At 54.4% G+C, this 19,029-nt stretch carries 17 protein-coding genes; 2 read left to right on the top strand and 15 right to left on the bottom strand.

Going from position 1 to position 19,029, the window contains the following annotated elements; all coding sequences use genetic code 11:
- Positions 1-12: 12 nt before the first annotated feature.
- Positions 13-774, bottom strand: a complete 762-nt coding sequence (locus PRtIB026_RS10410; RefSeq protein WP_203647610.1) for an SDR family oxidoreductase — start codon at positions 772-774, stop codon at positions 13-15.
- A gap of 176 nt (positions 775-950) precedes the next feature.
- Between PRtIB026_RS10410 and PRtIB026_RS10405 the strand changes: the two genes are divergently transcribed.
- Positions 951-1,952, top strand: coding sequence for an NADP-dependent oxidoreductase (locus PRtIB026_RS10405; RefSeq protein ID WP_203647611.1), 1,002 nt, complete (start codon positions 951-953; stop codon positions 1,950-1,952).
- A gap of 100 nt (positions 1,953-2,052) precedes the next feature.
- On the opposite strand, the gene pyrF is transcribed toward PRtIB026_RS10405, so the two are convergent.
- Positions 2,053-2,754, bottom strand: a complete 702-nt coding sequence (gene pyrF, locus PRtIB026_RS10400) for an orotidine-5'-phosphate decarboxylase (protein ID WP_203647612.1) — start codon at positions 2,752-2,754, stop codon at positions 2,053-2,055.
- A gap of 182 nt (positions 2,755-2,936) precedes the next feature.
- Here pyrF and PRtIB026_RS10395 point away from each other — a divergent pair, with 182 nt between their 5' ends.
- Positions 2,937-3,104 carry a DUF2897 family protein gene (locus PRtIB026_RS10395; protein WP_082337674.1) on the top strand — a complete coding sequence of 56 codons (168 nt, stop codon included), beginning with the start codon at positions 2,937-2,939 and terminating at the stop codon, positions 3,102-3,104.
- 47 nt (positions 3,105-3,151) lie between these two features.
- On the opposite strand, the gene PRtIB026_RS10390 is transcribed toward PRtIB026_RS10395, so the two are convergent.
- From PRtIB026_RS10390 to PRtIB026_RS10330, 13 genes are all read right to left on the bottom strand, one after another.
- Positions 3,152-3,490 carry a ComEA family DNA-binding protein gene (locus PRtIB026_RS10390; protein ID WP_203652692.1) on the bottom strand — a complete coding sequence of 113 codons (339 nt, stop codon included), beginning with the start codon at positions 3,488-3,490 and terminating at the stop codon, positions 3,152-3,154.
- 426 nt (positions 3,491-3,916) lie between these two features.
- Complete coding sequence (locus tag PRtIB026_RS10385; protein WP_203647613.1) at positions 3,917-4,987, bottom strand: acyltransferase family protein; 1,071 nt, start codon at positions 4,985-4,987, stop codon at positions 3,917-3,919.
- Between the two features lie 295 nt (positions 4,988-5,282).
- Entirely contained in the window at positions 5,283-6,368 is a 1,086-nt protein-coding gene (locus PRtIB026_RS10380; RefSeq protein ID WP_267813794.1) for an acyltransferase family protein, read from the bottom strand.
- Between the two features lie 172 nt (positions 6,369-6,540).
- Positions 6,541-8,535: a nucleoside-diphosphate sugar epimerase/dehydratase gene (locus tag PRtIB026_RS10375; protein ID WP_203652693.1), complete on the bottom strand. Its 1,995-nt coding sequence runs from the start codon at positions 8,533-8,535 to the stop codon at positions 6,541-6,543.
- Between the two features lie 97 nt (positions 8,536-8,632).
- On the bottom strand, positions 8,633-9,664 hold the full coding sequence (locus tag PRtIB026_RS10370; protein ID WP_203647616.1) for an MraY family glycosyltransferase: 1,032 nt from the start codon (positions 9,662-9,664) through the stop codon (positions 8,633-8,635).
- Complete coding sequence (locus PRtIB026_RS10365; protein WP_203652694.1) at positions 9,661-10,620, bottom strand: UDP-glucose 4-epimerase family protein; 960 nt, start codon at positions 10,618-10,620, stop codon at positions 9,661-9,663. Before PRtIB026_RS10365 ends, PRtIB026_RS10370 begins: the two co-directional genes overlap by 4 nt.
- Positions 10,621-10,655: 35 nt before the next feature.
- Entirely contained in the window at positions 10,656-11,804 is a 1,149-nt protein-coding gene (locus PRtIB026_RS10360; RefSeq protein ID WP_203647617.1) for a glycosyltransferase, read from the bottom strand.
- Positions 11,805-11,822: 18 nt separating this feature from the next.
- On the bottom strand, positions 11,823-12,779 hold the full coding sequence (locus tag PRtIB026_RS10355) for an NAD-dependent epimerase/dehydratase family protein (protein ID WP_267813792.1): 957 nt from the start codon (positions 12,777-12,779) through the stop codon (positions 11,823-11,825).
- Positions 12,776-14,002: a hypothetical protein gene (locus PRtIB026_RS10350; RefSeq protein ID WP_203647620.1), complete on the bottom strand. Its 1,227-nt coding sequence runs from the start codon at positions 14,000-14,002 to the stop codon at positions 12,776-12,778. Before PRtIB026_RS10350 ends, PRtIB026_RS10355 begins: the two co-directional genes overlap by 4 nt.
- A 7-nt stretch (positions 14,003-14,009) precedes the next feature.
- Positions 14,010-14,921 (bottom strand): glycosyltransferase family 2 protein, encoded by a 912-nt coding sequence (locus PRtIB026_RS10345; RefSeq protein WP_203647621.1) that lies wholly within the window; start codon positions 14,919-14,921, stop codon positions 14,010-14,012.
- A complete protein-coding gene (locus PRtIB026_RS10340; RefSeq protein ID WP_244670923.1) occupies positions 14,918-16,117 on the bottom strand; it encodes an O-antigen translocase in 1,200 nt (399 codons plus the stop codon). The genes PRtIB026_RS10345 and PRtIB026_RS10340 overlap by 4 nt, the downstream gene beginning before the upstream one ends.
- Before the next feature lie 55 nt (positions 16,118-16,172).
- The gene (locus PRtIB026_RS10335; protein WP_267813910.1) at positions 16,173-17,285 is read right to left on the bottom strand and encodes a DegT/DnrJ/EryC1/StrS family aminotransferase; all 1,113 of its coding nucleotides are present in this window, start codon (positions 17,283-17,285) and stop codon (positions 16,173-16,175) included.
- 244 nt (positions 17,286-17,529) lie between these two features.
- Entirely contained in the window at positions 17,530-18,879 is a 1,350-nt protein-coding gene (locus PRtIB026_RS10330) for a Wzz/FepE/Etk N-terminal domain-containing protein (protein WP_267813790.1), read from the bottom strand.
- Between the last annotated feature and the right edge of the window lie 150 nt (positions 18,880-19,029).

Raw genomic sequence — 19,029 nt, 5'->3', positions numbered from 1 at the left:
CTATAGGGCCGGTCAGATCGCCAGCGCGCCGCCATCGACGGTAAGGCTGTGCCCCGTCGTGAACGCCGCGCCATCGCTGCACAGGTACAGCACCGCGCTAGCGATCTCCTCGACCTTGCCGATGCGCCCGACCGGATGCATCGCCGCGGCAAACTCGGCCTTGCGCGGATCGGCCTCGTAGGCGCGGCGGAACATGTCGGTATCGATCACCGCCGGGCACACCGCGTTGACCCGAATGCCCTTCTTCGCATACTCGATGGCCGCCGACTTGGTCAGGCCGATCACCGCATGCTTGGATGCCGCATAGATGCTCATCTTCGGTGCCGCCGACAGGCCGGCCACCGAGGCCGTGTTGACGATGGCGCCGCCGCCCTGGGCCAGCAGCAAGGGCAGTTGGTACTTCATGCACAGCCACACACCCTTGACGTTGACCCCCATGATCGCATCGAACTCCGCCTCGCTGCCCTCCGCCAGCCGCCCCTTCTCGATCTCGATACCGGCGTTGTTGAAGGCGTAGTCGAGGCGGCCATAGGCCTTGATGACCTGCTCGTGCAGCTGGCGCACGTCACTGTCACGGGTGACGTCGCAGGCGACGAACAGCGCCTCGCCGCCAGCCTGGCGGATCAGCGCCACGGTGGCTTCGCCCCCGCTCGCGTCACGGTCGGCCACCACCACCTTGAGCCCCTCGGTGGCGAATGCCTGGGCCGTCGCCCGGCCGATACCCGCCGCGCCACCGGTGACCAGGGCAACCTGGCCGGAGAAAGTCATGCTCATCACTGGCTCCTGCAAAAGGATGGGAAGTCGTGGCTGAGTCTAGTCAGGGCACCGCCGGGCTGGGCAGCATCATCAAGGGCACGGTTGGACTACTATCGTTCGCGGTGATCTTGCGTGACGCGGCCCATTCAACCCGCCGATCATCAGCCCCTCACACTCGTTCAGGAGAACTCGCCATGCCCCACACCAACCGCCGCTTCCTGCTGACCCGCCGCCCGGTCGGCGCCGTGCGCCGTGACGACTTCACCTACGAGCAGGTGCCCGCCAGCGAGCCGGGGGAAGGCCAGGTGCTGGTGAAGAACCTCTACCTGTCGCTGGATCCGGCCATGCGCGGCTGGATGAACGAAGGCAAGTCGTATATCCCACCCGTGGGCCTGGGCCAGGTCATGCGCGCCCTCGGCGTCGGCGAGGTGGTCAGCTCCAATCACCCGGACTACAAGCCCGGCGACCATGTCAGCGGCGCCCTCGGCGTGCAGGACTACTTCACCGGCGAAACCCAGGGCCTGCACCGGATCGACCCGCGCCTGGCGACCCTGCCCCGCTACCTGTCCGCCCTGGGCATGACCGGCATGACCGCCTACTTCGCGCTGCTCGATGTCGGCCAGCCCAAGGCCGGTGACACCGTGGTGATCTCGGGCGCCGCCGGCGCGGTAGGCAGCATTGCCGGGCAGATCGCCAAGCTCAAGGGCTGCCGCGTGGTGGGCATCGCCGGTGGCGCGCAGAAGTGCCAGTACCTGCTGGATGAGCTGGGCTTCGACGGGGTCATCGACTACAAGGCCGAGGACGTGCTGGCCGGCCTCAAGCGTGAATGCGCCAATGGCGTGGATGTGTACTTCGACAACGTCGGCGGCGAGATCCTTGATGCCGTGCTTTCGCGCCTGAACTTCAAGGCCCGGGTGGTGATCTGTGGCGCCATCAGCCAGTACAACAACAAGGAAGCGGTCAAGGGCCCGGCCAACTACCTGTCGCTGCTGGTCAACCGTGCGCGCATGGAAGGCTTCGTGGTGATGGACTACGTCAAGGAGTACGACAAGGCCGCGCAGGAAATGGCCGGCTGGCTGGCCAGCGGCAAGGTGAAGAGCAAGGAGGATGTGGTGGAGGGCCTGGAGACCTTCCCCGAGACGCTGCTCAAGCTGTTCAGCGGGGAGAATTTCGGCAAGCTGGTGCTAAAGGTCTGAGATCAGCAGCCAGGCGCTTTGTGGGAGCGGGCTTGCCCCGCGATGGCGATTGCCTGGACTGGCGCCATCGCGGGGCAAGCCCGCTCCCACGATCCCTGATTCAACCGCGGATTTCAGCCACCACGGCAGCCAGCGCCTTGGCCGGATCTGCCGCCTGGCTGATCGGACGCCCGATCACCAGGTAATCGGAACCGGCGTCCAGTGCCTGACGCGGCGTCAGAATCCGGCGCTGGTCATCCTGGGCACTGCCCGCCGGGCGAATACCCGGGGTCACCAGTTGCAGCGTCGGGTGCGCCGCCTTCAGTGCCGGCGCTTCCAGTGCCGAGCACACCAGGCCGTCCATGCCGGCTTTTTGCGCCAGCGCCGCCAGGCGCAGCACCTGCTCCTGCGGATCGACATCCAGGCCGATGCCGGCCAGGTCCTCGCGCTCCATGCTGGTCAGCACGGTCACGCCGATCAGCAGCGGCTGCGGGCCGCTGCGCTTGTCCAGCTCCTCACGGCAGGCCGACATCATGCGCAGGCCACCGGAGCAGTGCACGTTGACCATCCACACACCCATCTCGGCCGCGGCCTTGACCGCCATGGCGGTGGTGTTGGGGATATCGTGGAACTTGAGGTCGAGGAACACTTCGAAGCCCTTGCCGCACAGGGTTTCGACTATCCCTGAGGCGCTGCTGGTAAACAGTTCCTTGCCCACCTTGACCCGGCACAGGGCGGGGTCGAGCTGGTCGGCCAGCTTCAGGGCGGCGTCACGGGTGGGGAAATCCAGGGCGACGATCAGGGGCGTCTGGCAGGCGGACATGGGCAGGGTCTCTTGGCAAGTCGTAAACGGCGCGCATTGTAAACGAAGTGGCGCGGGGTTTGGGGGCCGCGGGTCATGAGATTTGGCCCGGGCGGGGGCGGCTCCTATAATTGAACCAACGGCTGCGGCAATGGCTCGAATGCCATGTAAGCGGTGCCCTGTACGCTTTCAGGAGAATCTTGATGCCTTGGTATGCCTGGTTGATACTGCTTGTTGCTCTCGGGTCGATTGTCGGCGGGTTGATGCTGCTGCGGGATACGGCGAAGAAGTTGCCGCTGACCGAGGAGCAGTTGAAAAAGGTGCATGAGCGCAACGCCGAGGCGGATGCGAAGGATGCGGCAGACCGCTGACATGCGGTAGAAAGCCGACCGATACAGGATCGGCCGGCTAGCCGAGGTTAATCCACCCTCAGCTTTTCACGGTTGCGTTCCAGCAGCGCATTGCCGATACCCTTGATCTCCAATAGCTCGTCGACCGATTGGAAAGGGCCGTGCGCCTCGCGATAGGCCACGATAGCCTCGGCCTTTGCCTTGCCGATGCCACTCAATTGGCTCTGCAGGGTAGATGCATCGGCCTGGTTGAGGTCGACCGCCCCCGCTTGTTGCGATGACGCGACAGCTTGAAGCGCGACCTGCTCGGTGCCAGGGGGCAACGAAGCAGACGGCGCGGCCGAGAGCGAGAATGACAGAAAAGTAAAGAGCGGAAACAATAGATAATTAAGTACATTTCGCATGATGAAATACTCCTTGGTCATGGGTTTCAGAAGCAGCGTTCCGTGGCTGCCCCTGAACCCTAGACGCTCAAGTCGAAGATTCAACAGGCCAACATTCAGAAAATCATTACCAGATCATACCGAATGGAAAAACTTTAATCAAAGCGAGCAATTCAGCGAGACCATCTAAGCCCTGTAAAACAAATGACTTGTAACATGCTCGCAATAGAATCAAGCGGTGAAAAGCTAGGGTTTGTACGAAAAGTAGCCGAGCGTCGATCAGGCAAGGCGAAAACAGGCGAGGAAGCGAAGTTTACGGGTTGTAAATGAGCATTCCGAGCCTGTTTTCAACGCAGCATGATCGTCGCGCAGGCACTTTTCGTACAAAGCCTAGGGACATCCGCAATTCAAGATATCCCATGAGCTGCCCCGGTGACGATTATATTTATCTCACGCTGGCCGCAGGAAAGCCTTTGAATTTCTAATTCGCTCAATGAAAGATCGCCCCGCTGCCACCCCGTACTTTTCAACGGTTTTTGTAGCCACGTAACACAGGACGAAGAGCAATATGATCTGCTGCAGCTGATAGGGAATGGCAGTCAACCCGATCTTGACGACCAAAATCTCCAGGTAACCCCACGACCAAAGATGAAACAGATAAATGGCATAGGTCATCTCGGACAACGTCTTTATAATCGCGTTGCTAACGATCCGTCCTCTCAGAGCCCAACCCGCCAAGAAAAGCAAGGTTGCCATCACTACATAATTGCTTTCCTTAAGCGCTGGTTTCAGTAGCACAGTTTTCTCGATCGAAACCACTGCGATCAAAAAAATCAAGGCGAAACAGAGATAGGGATTTGCCAATTTCTTTTCAACAAGATAGACCATCACCCCCACAAACAAAAACGGTCCAAAAATGTTTAGGTAGCCATCAGTCCAAGCACCCGCGTGTGGGAACGCGCCACCAAAGAATAGTATCAGGGTCATGACACCAAGCACCAATGGCAGGAGCTTGGGGCGTTCAATGAGCCCAGTCGCTTTCAGAACAGCCATGAAGCCATAGAATAGAATTTCTATCCTCAGCGTCCATTCCACGCCACCCAGTGCATTGGGTGTATTGAAAAAATCCCCAACCAGTAGAAGCCTTGAAATCAACTCAGTCAAAGAAGGTAAAGGAACGCTCATAACTGTATGCGTTACTACAACCTCCGACAGAATTGCAACAATGTAAAGTGGATAAATCCTAAAAATTCGACGAATGACGAATTCGCCTGTACGCTCATGCTGCAAAACATGAGTAATGATATACCCCGATGTCATGAAGAACACAACGACGCCGGCGGCGCCTGCGAAACAGATATCATATATCAGCTGCGCGACCTGACGAACAGTGAGATGCAGGGAGGTATCCATTGCAATCTCAGCCAGATGCTTGTTGAACAGGTGACCTATGAGTACGCTGAGAAAGGCAAATACCCTCATGAAGTCGAGAAAGTCAATCCTGCTTTTATCTCTCAACATAACTACCCGCCAGTGACCGAGGAAAAATGGGGGTAGATTTTACATCAGACAGAAGCAAAAGCAAGCCTCAGGATTGCTAGGACCATCTGCATTTTTCACGCATGATACCGCTACCGCACTTGAGAATGTCAAATCCAATCAATATTCTGCAAGTCTTTAACTGCAAGTGAGCGCTGCTTCTGCCCTTATCGCCCAATTGAATCCACCCAAAAAATCAAGACTTTATTACTGCCACCTGGTCGTGATTCATTTTTCAAGTACCCTTGAAAAAAGCAAACTTGCGACAGTATCCATATCACACTGTCGCACCGCCCTCGCGCCTTCGACGCCACAAGGAAATCATCTTCATTCTAGCGGGAGTTTCATAATACTTGAAAAGAAAAATACTGAGCGCCAAGGAGATCGAAAAATAGACGACTGCAAAGCCTGCATCCGTCAAAACAGCATGATCGCTATTAAGTCTCAGCCTGACTTCCTGACCAACAATAATTACCAACTGATGCACGAGATAAAATGCGAAACTCGCCTCCCCCAACAAAACCAGTAGGCGTGAGCTTATCGCTTGCGCAAGAACCCCTTGCTGGTGCGCAAAGGAAAAAACAAGGCAAGCCATGGGCAGAAGGTAATAGATGTCGAACCTATGGGATTGTGGGATATATTGACCTAGAGAGAAGAAAGCCACCAGTACAAACAATGACAACGCCTGACAGAATGACGCCTGCCTGAACGTGTACACCGGCCCTCCCACATAAAGCCTGAACAGCAAGATTCCTACCAGGAAATCGGCAAGGCGCAGCGGAGGAAAAATGTAAAACAAAAAATGCTCCAACGCCCCGCCGACCAACAAAGCCAGAACAACCTTTAACAAAACAACAAAAACAACAACACTAACAAGTACGCGAGTGCTGAATGAAATTAAAAAAGGAAACAATAAATAGAAAAAAAACTCTACCGACAAACTCCACGAGGGGGCATTAAAAGAGAAATACACCGATGCCTTGGCGATCAAGGCTTGAAACAGACTGACATTCAACAATAGCGCCGATACGTATTTCGAAACACTGGATGACCCGCCGCCAACTGCCACCAACACAGGAATGGACAGCAGCAAAGTCAGTAGATGCAATGGATAGATCCGCGCCAGCCTGGAAAACAGATACTCGCTGTAACTAAATACTCTACCATGGTTAGCGTAAGCAAGAATAAAGCCCGAAAGCACAAAGAAAAAGGTAACACCAATGTAGCCTTCGTACAGGTAGCCGCTATAAAAATCCGACACCACCAAGGAATCGCTTTGCCTTAAAAAATTCAGGTGACTAACAAAAACCAAAAGCGCGCCAAAAAACCGCAGCGAAGTCAGAGCAGAAAGTTTTGACCCCATAAAAGCTTACCTTACCTTTGCCTGACTGAGGAGATGCAAGACTGATATCGGCCCATAGCCTGAGATTAGTAACTTTTAGAAGTTACGAGCACCGCTTACACCCGGCCTCACTCAGAACCAAACGAACGCGTGTATCACGCATAGGATTGCGTGATACACCGCGATCATTAAATCACGGATCCATTCTCCTCTGAAGATAGATCCAATCTACAATTTCGCTATCTGGAGAATAGCCGCTGACCATTTCCCGCAGCAATTGCCGAACAGAAACATAATCGTCCACCCGCACAGCATTCTGCAGTCGAACCAACTGTTCCTTGAGTGCGGACCACTCAAGGAAGTCCTCATCAGCGCTCATGATCATTGGGTGCTGAGTGGCGCCGACATTATCGCCAATCAACAACTCTTCGTAGAGTTTTTCTCCAGGCCGCAACCCGGTGAACTCAACGGCGATGTCACCATTCGGATTTCGCTCCGAGCGAACGCTGAGGCCAGAAAGGTGAATCATCTTCTCCGCCAGCTCGACGATCTTCACCGGCTTGCCCATGTCCAGCACGAACACATCCCCTCCCAGCCCCATGGACCCCGCCTGGATAACCAACTGCGCGGCCTCGGGAATGGTCATGAAATAACGGGTGATCTTCGGATGGGTTACGGTCAGCGGACCACCCGACTTGATCTGCTTGTGGAAAAGCGGAATCACCGAACCCGAGGAACCCAGTACATTGCCGAAACGGACCATGGTGAATCTTGTCCGATTGACATGGGATAGATTGCTGCTGCGACCAAACAGGACAGGAGCAGATTCACGGCTCAAGGCCTGCAGGATCATTTCCGCCAGACGCTTGGTACTGCCCATGACGTTGGTTGGACGTACCGCCTTGTCAGTGGAAATCAATACGAAGTTCGAAACGCCTGCCTGCAACGCAGCCTGTGCCGTGTTGAGCGTGCCGAATACGTTGTTCAACACACCTTCGGCGATATTGTGCTCGACCATGGGTACATGCTTGTAGGCAGCGGCATGGTAGACCGTATCGATATGCCAGGTACGCATGACATCAAGCAACTGGTCAGGATTGCGAATGGAGCCCAGGATCGGCAGTACCCTGACAGGCAGCGACTCACGAGCAACCCGTTGCTCCAGCTCGCTGAGGATGCTGTAGAGATTGAATTCGCTATGTTCGAACAACAGCAGATTCTTCGGACGAAGACTCAGTATCTGACGGCAGAGCTCGGACCCGATCGACCCACCGGCTCCGGTTACCAGAACGGACTGGCCGACAACACAGCGTTCCAGCAACTCGTCCTGGGCCGGCACCGGGTCACGTCCAAGCAGATCGGCAATGTCGACCTCCTGGATATCATCGACCTTGACCTGACCACGGGCCAGGTCCATGAAGCCAGGCACACTACGCACATGCAAAGGGAAACCTTCGAGGAAGCCAAGTATCTCACGGCGACGCGCACGGGTCGCCGAAGGAATGGCCAGCAGGATTTCCTCGGCGCCGGTCAGCTCCAGCATTCTCTGGATATGCTTGGGTTTGTAGACTTGCAGCCCGGCGATCACCCGGTCACTGATACTTACATCATCGTCAATGAAAGCCACCGGCCGCATCAACCGGCCCATGCGCAATGCCGCAACCAACTGGTTGCCGGCGGCGCCTGCCCCGTAAACCGCAACCTTCGGCAAACCGTCATCACGATTGGTGAAGGGCACATGCTTGGCCGCTGCGAACCAGTCGCCGAGGAAATATTGGCGCATCACAAGGCGCAGACCGCCCAGGAACACCAGGCTCAACCACCAGTAGTTGAAGATGATCGAACGCGGCACCACCGCTTGATGGTTGCTGTACCAGTAGACCACCAGGGCAAGGATCAACGACGAAAGGCTGACGGCCTTGGCAATGGCGATCAGCGCATCGTTACCGAAATATCGCATGACCGCACGGTACATGCCGAAGCGGATGAACAACGGAATCGCCACAATCGGGGCGGCGATAAAGAGCCACAGGTGCTCCTTGATCGGATTGGACAGCTCTTCGACCCCCAGGCGAACGAGAAATGCCAGCCACAAGCTCCCCCAGACCAGCACGACGTCAGTTGCCACCTGCAACAGCCTTTTGTATCGCCGAGGCAACCCTAGCAATGCGGACCGAAAACTATCCATAACCCCTTTCAAAATCATTCTCCTCTTACCTGAACCTGAGCCGCACTCGCAACTGTAGTGGCTGGCATGATCAATGCCGCCGGGGCCCTTTGGACACTCATGCTGGCGACTTGTCGACGATTTCCCTTTGCCCCGCCTTGAACTTGACCGCAAGCGCGAGGAGCGGTGCATAAGCCACGATCACGCCAACCAATGCATCCACATGCCCCAATGCCACGACGGCCGCCCAAGGCAGCAGCCAGAGCAGATTGATGGCCGTCACGGCCAGCGTGACGGGACGGTGCTTGCCAAATTGTCGCGAAGCATACTGGTAGGCATGGCTTCGGTGTGCTTCATAGACCTTGTCGCCACGCAACAGCCGACGAGCCAGGGTAAAGGTGGCATCGACAATGAAAACACCCATCAGGATGATCCACGACCAGAGCAGCACGGGGTCGCCGTTCGCGGCATGCAACGACAGCAGCGCCAACTGGATTCCCAGGAAACCACTGCCTGCGTCGCCCATGAAAATACGCGCCGGCGGGAAATTCCAGAACAGGAAACCAGCCACGGCCAATGCAAGCAAGGCCGGTGCCCACACCATTGATGAAGCGCCGCAAGCGAAATAGATGACGCATGCACCCAAACAGACCGTTATCGCCTGAAGGCTAGCCAAGCCATCGATACCGTCCATGAAATTATAGAGATTAAGCATCCACACAATGTAGAAAGCCGCCAGCACGTAGGTAACCAGGCTGATGTCCAGTGTCGCGCCCAGGACCACCAGCTTTGGGGCATTACCTAGCCAGAACAACACCCAGCAGGCTGCGGAAAAATGTCCCAGCAATCGCCACCGGGCCGCAATATGGCCATGGTCGTCGAGAAATCCGATTACCGCCACCAGGCCGCAGCCACCCAAAGAACCGATCAGCAGCCCCGTCGAGATGAGATCGAGGCCGTAGGCAACCGGCAATGCCGCGAGGAACGCCAGCACGATTGCCACACCACCACCGCGTGGCGTGGGAACGGAGTGAGAACTGCGGGCATTGGGAACATCGATGATGCTTCGGGCAATTGCATAACGGCGCAACGCCCCTGTCAGCAAGTAAGAAACCAGCAGAACAGCAATGGGAAGGATCCAGTAACTCATCGAATGGGGTTTTCCAGGAAATGTTTTGCAGTGACGCCGAGCGCTTCCTCCAGTGACACGGGCGGCTCCCAACCGAGCATCTGGCGTGTCTTGGAGATATCGACCTGAAGCGAGCCGCAGAGACGTTGTGACAGTGCCCGCTTACCCAGCAGATTGGCCCCGAGGGTCAGTAGCGAACTCGGAACCGGTATCAACCTGGCCGGCTTGCCCAGGGCGACCGACATCTTCTGCAGCAGCTCCGTGGTGGAAACGTCATGGCCGTCACTCACCAGAAACACTTGGTTGGCTGCCGCCGGGTGCGAGCAACACAACACGATCAGGTCGACGAGGTTGTCCAGGGCCACGAGGCTGCGCTTGTTATGTATGGCACCGAAAGGCAACGGAATCTGTTTGTCGAGCCAACGCATCATGTTGTGGAAGTTGGCCTTCACCCCAGGTCCGTAAACCAGCACAGGCCTGATGACGACGATCTCCATGCCCAGGTCACGTCCCAGCTTCATCAACTGCTCTTCCGCTTCCTGCTTGGACACCCCGTAAGGGTCCGAGGGCGAGGCATCATCATCTGCATGGTAGGGCCGCCCCAAAGGCGTTCCCTCGCCATTGACCTTGATCGAGCTGATAAAGACAAAGCGCTTTACCCCAGCCTGGGCGGCGCGCCGGGCAAAGGCGAGCGTTGCCTCGACATTGACCTTGCGAAATTCCGCCAGCGGGTCGGCGGCGACCTCGTTCATCACATGCACCCTGGAGGCACAATGAATCACTACATCAAATGGCCGCTCAGCCTGAGGCCAGGCAGATTCGCTTGCCAGGTCATCGAACAGGTGTGGCTCAACCCCGGCGGGCAATGGTGTTGATTGCCGGCGCACTGCCGCAACCACCTCTACCGGCATCGTCGCCAATCGCTTCAACACACCTTGACCAACAAATCCGGAACCGCCTGTTAACACTATGCGCATCGTACCATCGCCCCTTGTCCTTTCTACTTGCGGCGTCATTGGCGGTCCATGATCGCCTTGATGAACACCTGCATTTCCCCAACCACCAGATCCTGCGAGAAGTCCCGGCGAGCCCTCTGCAGACCAGACAGCGCGAGCCTATCACGAAGTACCGAGTCGCCATGAAGCCGGGTGAGAACCTCGCGGATCTGCGCAATGTCGCCTGCTTCATGGAACAGCCCGGTGACGTCTTCCTCGACGGCATCGGTCAATCCGTAGATTCGCGAGACCATGCTGGGCACCCCCACCGCTGCGGCCTCGATCACCGCCAGGCCAAAACCCTCCCGGTAGCTGGGCATGCAAAACACGTCGGCCATTGCCATGTAGTGCTCAGGTGTACGGGTGAAGCCCACACGGTGAAAACGGTCCTGGCAAGGTTGCAGGATGGCCGCCAGCGACTCATCGATACCCTCGTCGTCAGGTCCGACAACCAGCAGGTGGGCATCGGCATACCCTTCGCCAAGCGATGCAAAGGCTTGGGCAAGATCCAGAATCCCCTTGGCCGTATTGACCCGACCAAGAAACAGGAAAACCTTGGCGTTTTCGGCGATGTTCATCTCACTACGCATTTGCGCGGCACGCTGCGGATCCGGCTTGAAGCGCTCGATATCCACGCCACTGATGGAGCCTTTGCCAAGCACCCTGATCTTGTCTCTGGCGACGATCTTCGACTCAACCAGGAAATCTCTTTGCGAATGACTGTCCGTCAGCAGGTGCGTTGCGGCACCAGCCAGGAGACGGTCAAGGAACATCAGGAAACGACGTCCCAGCCCACGCCGGGTGAACCAGACCTGCCCGGTAAAGATGTGCACGCGGCACCGTGTCGCCGACAGCCACCCCGCCAACATGGCGACAAGCCCTGACTTGGGCATCAGGGAAAGCACGCAGTCATAACGACGCTGCATCAGGATTCGCCAAAGCCGGTACAGCGAGATCACGTCACGCTTGAGGGAGATCTTGCGTTCGATGGCATAGGGAATGAAGTCGACATGCGCCCCGAGTAGCTCTTCAACCTCGTGACGCGCACCGGGGACCACCAATGTCACGTCGTAGTTCGCAGAGAGGCGCTTGATATGCGCCCGCATGAACACATGCAAAACAACAGGGACAGTAGCCACTATGCAAATTTTTTTACGCGATTGCATACCAGTATCCAAAATGACTCACTGTTTTCTCAAAATAGAGACTAGCTGCTCGGGCATCGAGGCCGAAGGACTAAAGCCAAGTAGCGATTTCGCCAAGCTGGTATCGTAAGTTGTTCGCTTAACCAGGGCATCAATTCGCTCTTGAGTGAGCGGGGACAACCGTGGGGGCAGCAGCGCTACCATAGCCCTCAGAAACTTTTCTGGAAGGCGTAATCGTGGCGGGCGAACGCCTTGAATGGAGGCTATGGCCTCGACCAAGGCCACCTGCTCGCAATCATTGGAAATGATGAAAGTCTGATTTTTCGACTCGGACTTTTCAGCACAGAGCAGTAAAGCCCTCACCACATCATTCGCATGTATATATGTCGAAATCGCACCTGCAAGCCCGATATAGAAAAACAACCTACGATGCACTGCGCGGGCCAACTGGAAAAATGACTGGTTAGGCATTGCCGCGTGTAGCACTATCGACGGCCTCACGATTGTGTAATGCAAGCGTGGGGTTACAGACGCTACCGCCGCCAGTGCCTCATCTGCAATGGTTTTGGTGACCTCATAGTCTCCCACTGGCGCAGGGATACTCTGCTCGTTTACTACGCGCAGCGAATGAGCGGCACCACTTCCTGGTCCATATGCCCCCACACTACTCAACTGAATCCAATGAAGATCACGTTCAGAGCGCTGTATGGAGTGCACTGCGGCCCCCAACAATGCACGCGTACCATTCACATGCAAATCATGCATGAACTCGGTTCTTTTCAACTCTCCAGCGCAGTGAAATAAAACGTCCAATCCCTCGACAAATCCTGACAATGCCTGTTCGTCACTCGTCAGATCACCCAAGTGCACTTTTACACCGGGCATGTCGAAATCAGCGCGGCGGGTGAGCACCACGACTTCGTCTCCACGCGCCAACAACGCCTGGCAAAGCAGTTTTCCGATGAAACCACTAGCCCCTGTTACTCCAACCTTCACGTTTCGACCTCCTCTGATTTGCGTAAACCTGCTTGGCGGAGCGTATCGCGTTGCTGTTGCCCGGCGAACAGATACAAGGACACAGCGAAGATCGGCATGACCTGCAGTCCTTTGAAATTTATGATTACAAATATCAAAAGCAAGGCCAGCGCAAAAATCTTGATCTCACGACTCTTTTCATAACGCCCGGAAAAAAGAATCGGGAAAAGGTAAAAACTATTCAAAAGAACAAATAAAGCAATGGATCCCACACCCGAAAAATACAGAAGCCGCAGATAACCAACGTCCGTTCCCTTATAGAACCCTAATACGGATGTATCCTCAGAAAAATAGCGACCATCACCATACAAGTATGTAGACAGCTGGTCGGGCAATCGATACATAAATGACAGAGATTGAACACTATCACTGTGCAGCTCACCGGTTGTCGCAAAATTTCTGAAGATCTCGGTAGCCTGGTAGAAAGCACCCGATGTCACATAGAAACTCAGCACGACCATTCCAACCAGAGCCACGAGCATCAGAATTTTCAGGCCCAGACCACGACGACTGGCGCCGAGAATCGCGAAAGGAATTATCGCACTGCGCGCTATCGCCATCGCAATCGGAAAAATCAGAATAATCAAAAAACCCTTAAAATAACCAGGGCGAGTAATCAGCAAATAGTAGAAGGTCGTTATAACTAACGTAAGGGCGCCATCAACATGAAACAAGCCAAAACCGAGCGCGCGCAACCCGTAAATATGTTGAAACACCTCTGCCGATCGCGGTGATATAAAGCCCAACAGCGCAAGGTATACCTCGCGATCAATAACTGAAACTATGACCAAGACACTTTGCAAGGCAATCCAAGCCAGTAAAACCGAAGGCCTTTTACTCGAAACCCGATAGATAACGTAGCCAAAAAAAATATTAAGAAAAATCTTACTGGACACGACAAAATGGAAGAACAGATCGCCCGGCGCACCGGTGGTAGCGACAAGCGCACCACCGAGAAGCCAACTTCCAAACAACAACATGAAGGCAACCGCAAACCCGCCATTGGTAAAAAGCAACCGAAGAAACCCAAACAGATAAAATGGCATGAGCAACACCGCCATTGGGATTTCGGTACCGTAGATACGCGGAAAGCCAATTATTACCGTAAGTACAATGAGCGCCAACAGAAAAGAGCCTTTTTTCTCAGCCTGCTCATTACCCTGCACGCCTACAGCTATTGTCATCGGTTCTTTACCATTTGAACAGCAAGTTAAAAATTCCTTGCCACATGCGCACATCTCCTACTCGCCAACACACAGAAGGTAGCATCTTGACCGCTTGGAGTTTTGCCACCATGGCATGATCGCGAAACTTCATACAATGCAACATCGATTGATTGGCGGCATACAACGGATGAAGGCGATAGGTACTGGCAATTTTTGCCATCTCAGCCTGCATCAACGCATAGTTTTTCGATGTATTGCTGTCGTGCCTGCGGTAGAGCGAAACTACCTCACCGACAATCCTCAATCGCTCTCCAGCCTGCGTCATCCGAAGCCACAAGTCCCAGTCCTCGACCTTGACTTGCGGATTGAATCCCCCCATACGCCGGACCACTTCGGTGCGCAGCAGATTGGCAGGGGCCAGAAGCTTGACTTTAGCCAGGAAAATATCCGCAAAACAACAATCGCGAGCACCAGGGTTAACCTTTCCTACGATTGCTCCATCATCGTCCATCATCATGATGCCGCCAAAGGCTCCAGCGTACGTCGTGTCCGCCTCCAAGTGCGTCAACAGTTTCGTTGTCTTGTCCGGCAACATGGCGTCATCCGAAGCAATCACACAAAAGTATTCACCGCGACTCCATGCCAACCCTTCGTTAAGCGTGTTGGAAAGGCCCTTGTTTGGACGTCTACGGAATGCAAAGCGTTCGAATCGCGCCTCGCACTCGGAAACAAGTCGCTCAATTACTTGACTACTCGCATCAGGAGAGCCGTCATCGATTACGATCAACTCGATACGCGAATAATCTTGTTCCAAAATACTGCGTATGCACTGCTCGACGTAGCGCTGATGGTTATAAACAGGTATGCAGACACTGACCAGACCTTTCACAAGCTTCGCCGGATCGCCACCGCAAGGTAGTTCTAGCTCCAGACTCATTTGAACACCCCAAACCGCCTCAACGCCATATACATGAAAATAAAATATGCTGCATAATTCAACGCGTGCGCCATGGCCAAACCCGAAATACCTAGGGGCGGCAAGAGCAAACGAGTCAAAGCATAGAACAGAACGGCAAATAGAATTTCAGAAGCAATATAAATCCTAAACCGACCTTTCGCGATAAATACGTAAGCCAGCATCCAGCTACAAATACGCAGCACGTCGCCCACCATCTGCCAGGCAAACATTTCGCGAATAGGCAAAAAATCTTCAGTAAATAGCAGACCAATAATAAAGTCGCGCAGCACGTACATTACCAATGCACTGAGCACCGTGACAGGTACAATTATCTTGTAACCCGCAACTATTTCACGACGAATATCCGCCAGGTCTGCCAATTCCGAGAAACGCGGAAGAAAATAAACGCTGAGCGTGGTCGTTACAAGCATCAGATAAGCCGCACTAAGACGCCACATCGCCTCCCAATACCCGGCAACCTCCCATCCAGCGTGAGTACCAATGTACTCACGAATAGCTATCTGGCTGAGTGGCACACAAATGGCCGATGCCAAGGCCATGGAGGTAAACTTAAGCAGATTCAGCGCGATAGACTTGTCGAAACGACCAAAAAAATTAGCCAGCGTGAACCAAGAGGTTCTGAGAATGATGACCAACGTGACGAAAAAACTCAGAGACTGATACACCGCCAATGCAACCAAGGCACCATACAGCCCCCATCGAATAGCCAACACCGTAGTGACGACGAGAGAAAAAAGACTACCGGCAATATTCGCGACTACGTAAAGCGCGATCTCCTTTCTGCCATTGAGGATAGCAATCAACAATGCATTGAGAGTGAAAGGGAGAAGGAATGCGGCAAACCAGACAAACACACTGGCATAGGCTGAATCCTTCATAAGCAAAACAGCCAAATGATCACTGAGGGCAAAAATGAGCAGGCTCGATAGCACAGAGCCTGCTCCAGTGATAATCAAGGCCGTACGCCAGACTTCTCGCTGACGCTGCAGATCATCTCCATACTCGGCAGTATACTTGGTTACGCCAGTATTAATTGCACCACTAGCAAATGTGGTGATCATTTGAACTGCGTTTTGAAACTGCCCAAGCACGGCGTAGCCCGATGGACCGACATAGATTGCTAGAATCTTGTTCAGTCCGAGCAGGGTCAACATCCGGACGAGTACGGAAATACCATTGAGAAGACTGGTCTTTATAAGCGTCATCGACTTAGAGGACCATACCTTTGAAGGAGTTGCAGGCGGCGATAACCTTTTCGACGTCCGCTTCCATCATGGTCGGATCCATAGGCAGACTCAGCACCTCTTGATGCAGCTGCTCACTGACGGGATAGCTGTGCTCGTGCCACTCCGCATACGCTTGTTGTTGATGAGGTGGAATCGGGTAATGAATCAGGGTTTGTACCCCTTGCTCATTCAGATGCTGCTGCAATGCTTCCCTCTGAGCCGTACGCACAACGAAAAGATGCCAAACATGCTGCTCCTCTCGCTCAACGGCAGGAAGAGTGATCGCGGGATTATCAATACCAGCCATATAGCGACCCGCAATAATCCGACGTTGTCGCGTATGGACGTCAAGCACACGAAGCTTAACGGAAAGCATCGCCGCCTGAATTTCGTCCAGTCGGCTATTTACTCCCCTGTACAGATTCTCATACTTCTTGTGAGAGCCATAATTACGCAATGCTCGCAGCGTCGAGGCGAGCTCTTCATCATTGGTCGTGACAGCCCCGGCATCACCCAAAGCGCCAAGGTTCTTACCTGGATAGAAGCTGAACCCTGAAGCATCCCCCCAATTCCCACATCGCCGCCCATCAATACTGGCACCGTGTGACTGCGCGGAGTCCTCCAGAACAAGCAGCCCATGCTCCTTGGCCAATTGCATGATGGCAGGCATGTCAGCCAATTGTCCGTACAGGTGAACAGGTAATATCACCTTGGTTTTCGACGAAATGCAGCGCCTTATGCCATCCACGGAAATATTGAATGTGTCAGGATCAGGCTCAACCAAAACGGGCTGTAGCTGATTTTCCGAGATAGCGAGGATACTTGCAATATACGTATTAGCCGGGACAATTACCTCATCACCCGCATTAAGCTTACCCAACTCTTTCCAGGCACGAAGCGTCAACACCAAGGCATCTAGACCATTAGCGACACCAATACAATGTTTTGCACCACAGTACTTAGCCCAAGCATCCTCAAACTCAGAAAGTTCTTTGCCCGCAATATACCAACCTGATTCAATAACCCGCTTGCAGGCCTCCATCAGTTCATCTTGAAGCGTTTCGTTTATTTTTTTCAGATTGAGAAAGCTGACCATCATATTCCTCATGAAATCCTGGGCCCGGTTCGACTGTGCAAGCAGACCCGGGACAACCCTGTAACCACGACACATTGAAAGCCTGTGTCTTCATACGATCGCAACGCAACGCTGCAACCCTACGCAAGACATGAACGGTGCGCGGAATGCTTACTATCTCACATTAATGACACTCGCGTTACAAGGCAAAATGCCACCCCCCCCCTACGGAGTGATGACGCCGATAGCGCCAGTAAAGCAATTCTCAACGCAAGCGCCCCCCGCTGAGATCCTCACGCTGCAGGACGGCGCCCGTAGCCGCCACCCGATCAAGGGCAGCCCCCTTGAACTGCGAGCTATTACTCATGAACAGATGCCGCAGCAACACAAAACCCATCCCTAATAACAGCCCCAGTAGCATGCCGCTGATGCCTAGAAGCCATTTGTTCGGTGAGACCGGTGCCTGTGGGCTCACCGCACGCTGGTCAACACTCACAAGCTTGAGAATCGAGGCTTGCAACCTGAGCTGTTCCAACTCAAATCGCTCTGCCCTGATAGCGGCGATATCCTGTGCGTACAAATCAGTACGCTTGCGCTGTTCAAGCGCCTCAATTTCGCGATTGCGCTCGAGCATCTGCAGCTCTTTCGCGATCTGCGGGATTCGAGTGTCAACGAAATCGTCGGAGCGACGCTGGACCAATGCTGCGCGCTCAGCCTCCAGGGCATCGCTGCCAAGGAAGTAGAGAGGGTCGCGACTGACACCATCAGCCACGACTACGCTGGTGGCATTATTCGCCAGGTTATCGGCAATCGAGGCAGGTGTCGAAGGCCGCTTGATGCCCAAGCGTCGAGCGATGAGAAGCGCCTCATCCAACTGAGCAATACGATTGGCACGCAATGTTTTGAGCTCGGCACGCCGTGCACGCATCTCGTCAAGCAGCCGGGCTCGTGTTACCGAGTCTTTTTCATTCAACGAAACAATCTGGAGATCTTTGAGTGTCTCGTAGGTGAGCCGCGACTTCTCTAGCCTCAAATCCAATGTTTTCAGCTGATTATTAATAATAGCGCTTATATCACTACTAATTCTTTCACGTTCAACCATAGAAGCTTGTTCCAGCAAGCCTTCCATGATCGCGACACCCTCATCACCTGCGCGATAAGTAAGCTCAAGCACGACAGCATCACTACTTCCTTCCCCGGTTGAAGCACTGACGCGACGCACCTGCAAAGAATTGCGATTGAATAATTCGAAGCGTTGCTCAACACTTAAAGCGGGGTCATCGAATGACTTGAACTGCTCGGGATGGGCTCGAAAGTAAGCAAATCGGGTGTCGTAAGATTCCAGCGCTGCACCAACACGCTGCAACGCTTGCTCGGGCTCGAGCTTGTATACCCCTGACCGGTTCAGCGAGTCCAACTCGAATTGGGCTACTGGGCGCAGAACACTTGTTACCCTATAACTGGGTGTGGCAAGAAAGGCATAGGTCAATGCGGCCATGGTTGCCAGCGCAGTGGTTGCGAGAACCAGTCGCCTACCGCGCCACAGCGCGGCAATCGCACTGAAAAGGTTAAACTCAAGGATACCTACTGAGGGAAGCTTATTGATGCTAGTCACGACAGACCTGCCTTCGAGCCTGAAAAGTACCGCGGCAGGCCCCATCCCATGGCTTGGCTAAAGGCATATCCGTGCCACGACGTGGAATGCAGGCCGTACCTGCATGCAAGGAAAGGGTCGTATTATGGCAGCGGTAGCCATTTATACAAG

Origin of the sequence: Pseudomonas sp. RtIB026 (assembly GCF_016861355.2) — a bacterium.
Classification (GTDB): Bacteria; Pseudomonadota; Gammaproteobacteria; order Pseudomonadales; family Pseudomonadaceae; genus Aquipseudomonas; species Aquipseudomonas peradeniyensis.
The sequence above is the reverse complement of the archived record's forward strand: the minus strand, read 5'-3'. Positions and strand labels throughout refer to the sequence as shown.

Bases quoted from the DNA above. Each gene is read 5' to 3' on its own strand.
- PRtIB026_RS10410 (WP_203647610.1), bottom strand. From the start codon at position 774: ATGAGCATGACTTTCTCCGGCCAGGTTGCCCTGGTCACCGGTGGCGCG.
- PRtIB026_RS10405 (WP_203647611.1), top strand. From the start codon at position 951: ATGCCCCACACCAACCGCCGCTTCCTGCTGACCCGCCGCCCGGTCGGC.
- pyrF (WP_203647612.1), bottom strand. From the start codon at position 2,754: ATGTCCGCCTGCCAGACGCCCCTGATCGTCGCCCTGGATTTCCCCACC.
- PRtIB026_RS10395 (WP_082337674.1), top strand. From the start codon at position 2,937: ATGCCTTGGTATGCCTGGTTGATACTGCTTGTTGCTCTCGGGTCGATT.
- PRtIB026_RS10385 (WP_203647613.1), bottom strand. From the start codon at position 4,987: ATGTTGAGAGATAAAAGCAGGATTGACTTTCTCGACTTCATGAGGGTA.
- PRtIB026_RS10380 (WP_267813794.1), bottom strand. From the start codon at position 6,368: ATGGGGTCAAAACTTTCTGCTCTGACTTCGCTGCGGTTTTTTGGCGCG.
- PRtIB026_RS10375 (WP_203652693.1), bottom strand. From the start codon at position 8,535: ATGGATAGTTTTCGGTCCGCATTGCTAGGGTTGCCTCGGCGATACAAA.
- PRtIB026_RS10370 (WP_203647616.1), bottom strand. From the start codon at position 9,664: ATGAGTTACTGGATCCTTCCCATTGCTGTTCTGCTGGTTTCTTACTTG.
- PRtIB026_RS10365 (WP_203652694.1), bottom strand. From the start codon at position 10,620: ATGCGCATAGTGTTAACAGGCGGTTCCGGATTTGTTGGTCAAGGTGTG.
- PRtIB026_RS10360 (WP_203647617.1), bottom strand. From the start codon at position 11,804: ATGCAATCGCGTAAAAAAATTTGCATAGTGGCTACTGTCCCTGTTGTT.
- PRtIB026_RS10350 (WP_203647620.1), bottom strand. From the start codon at position 14,002: ATGACAATAGCTGTAGGCGTGCAGGGTAATGAGCAGGCTGAGAAAAAA.
- PRtIB026_RS10345 (WP_203647621.1), bottom strand. From the start codon at position 14,921: ATGAGTCTGGAGCTAGAACTACCTTGCGGTGGCGATCCGGCGAAGCTT.
- PRtIB026_RS10340 (WP_244670923.1), bottom strand. From the start codon at position 16,117: ATGTTGACCCTGCTCGGACTGAACAAGATTCTAGCAATCTATGTCGGT.
- PRtIB026_RS10335 (WP_267813910.1), bottom strand. From the start codon at position 17,285: ATGGTCAGCTTTCTCAATCTGAAAAAAATAAACGAAACGCTTCAAGAT.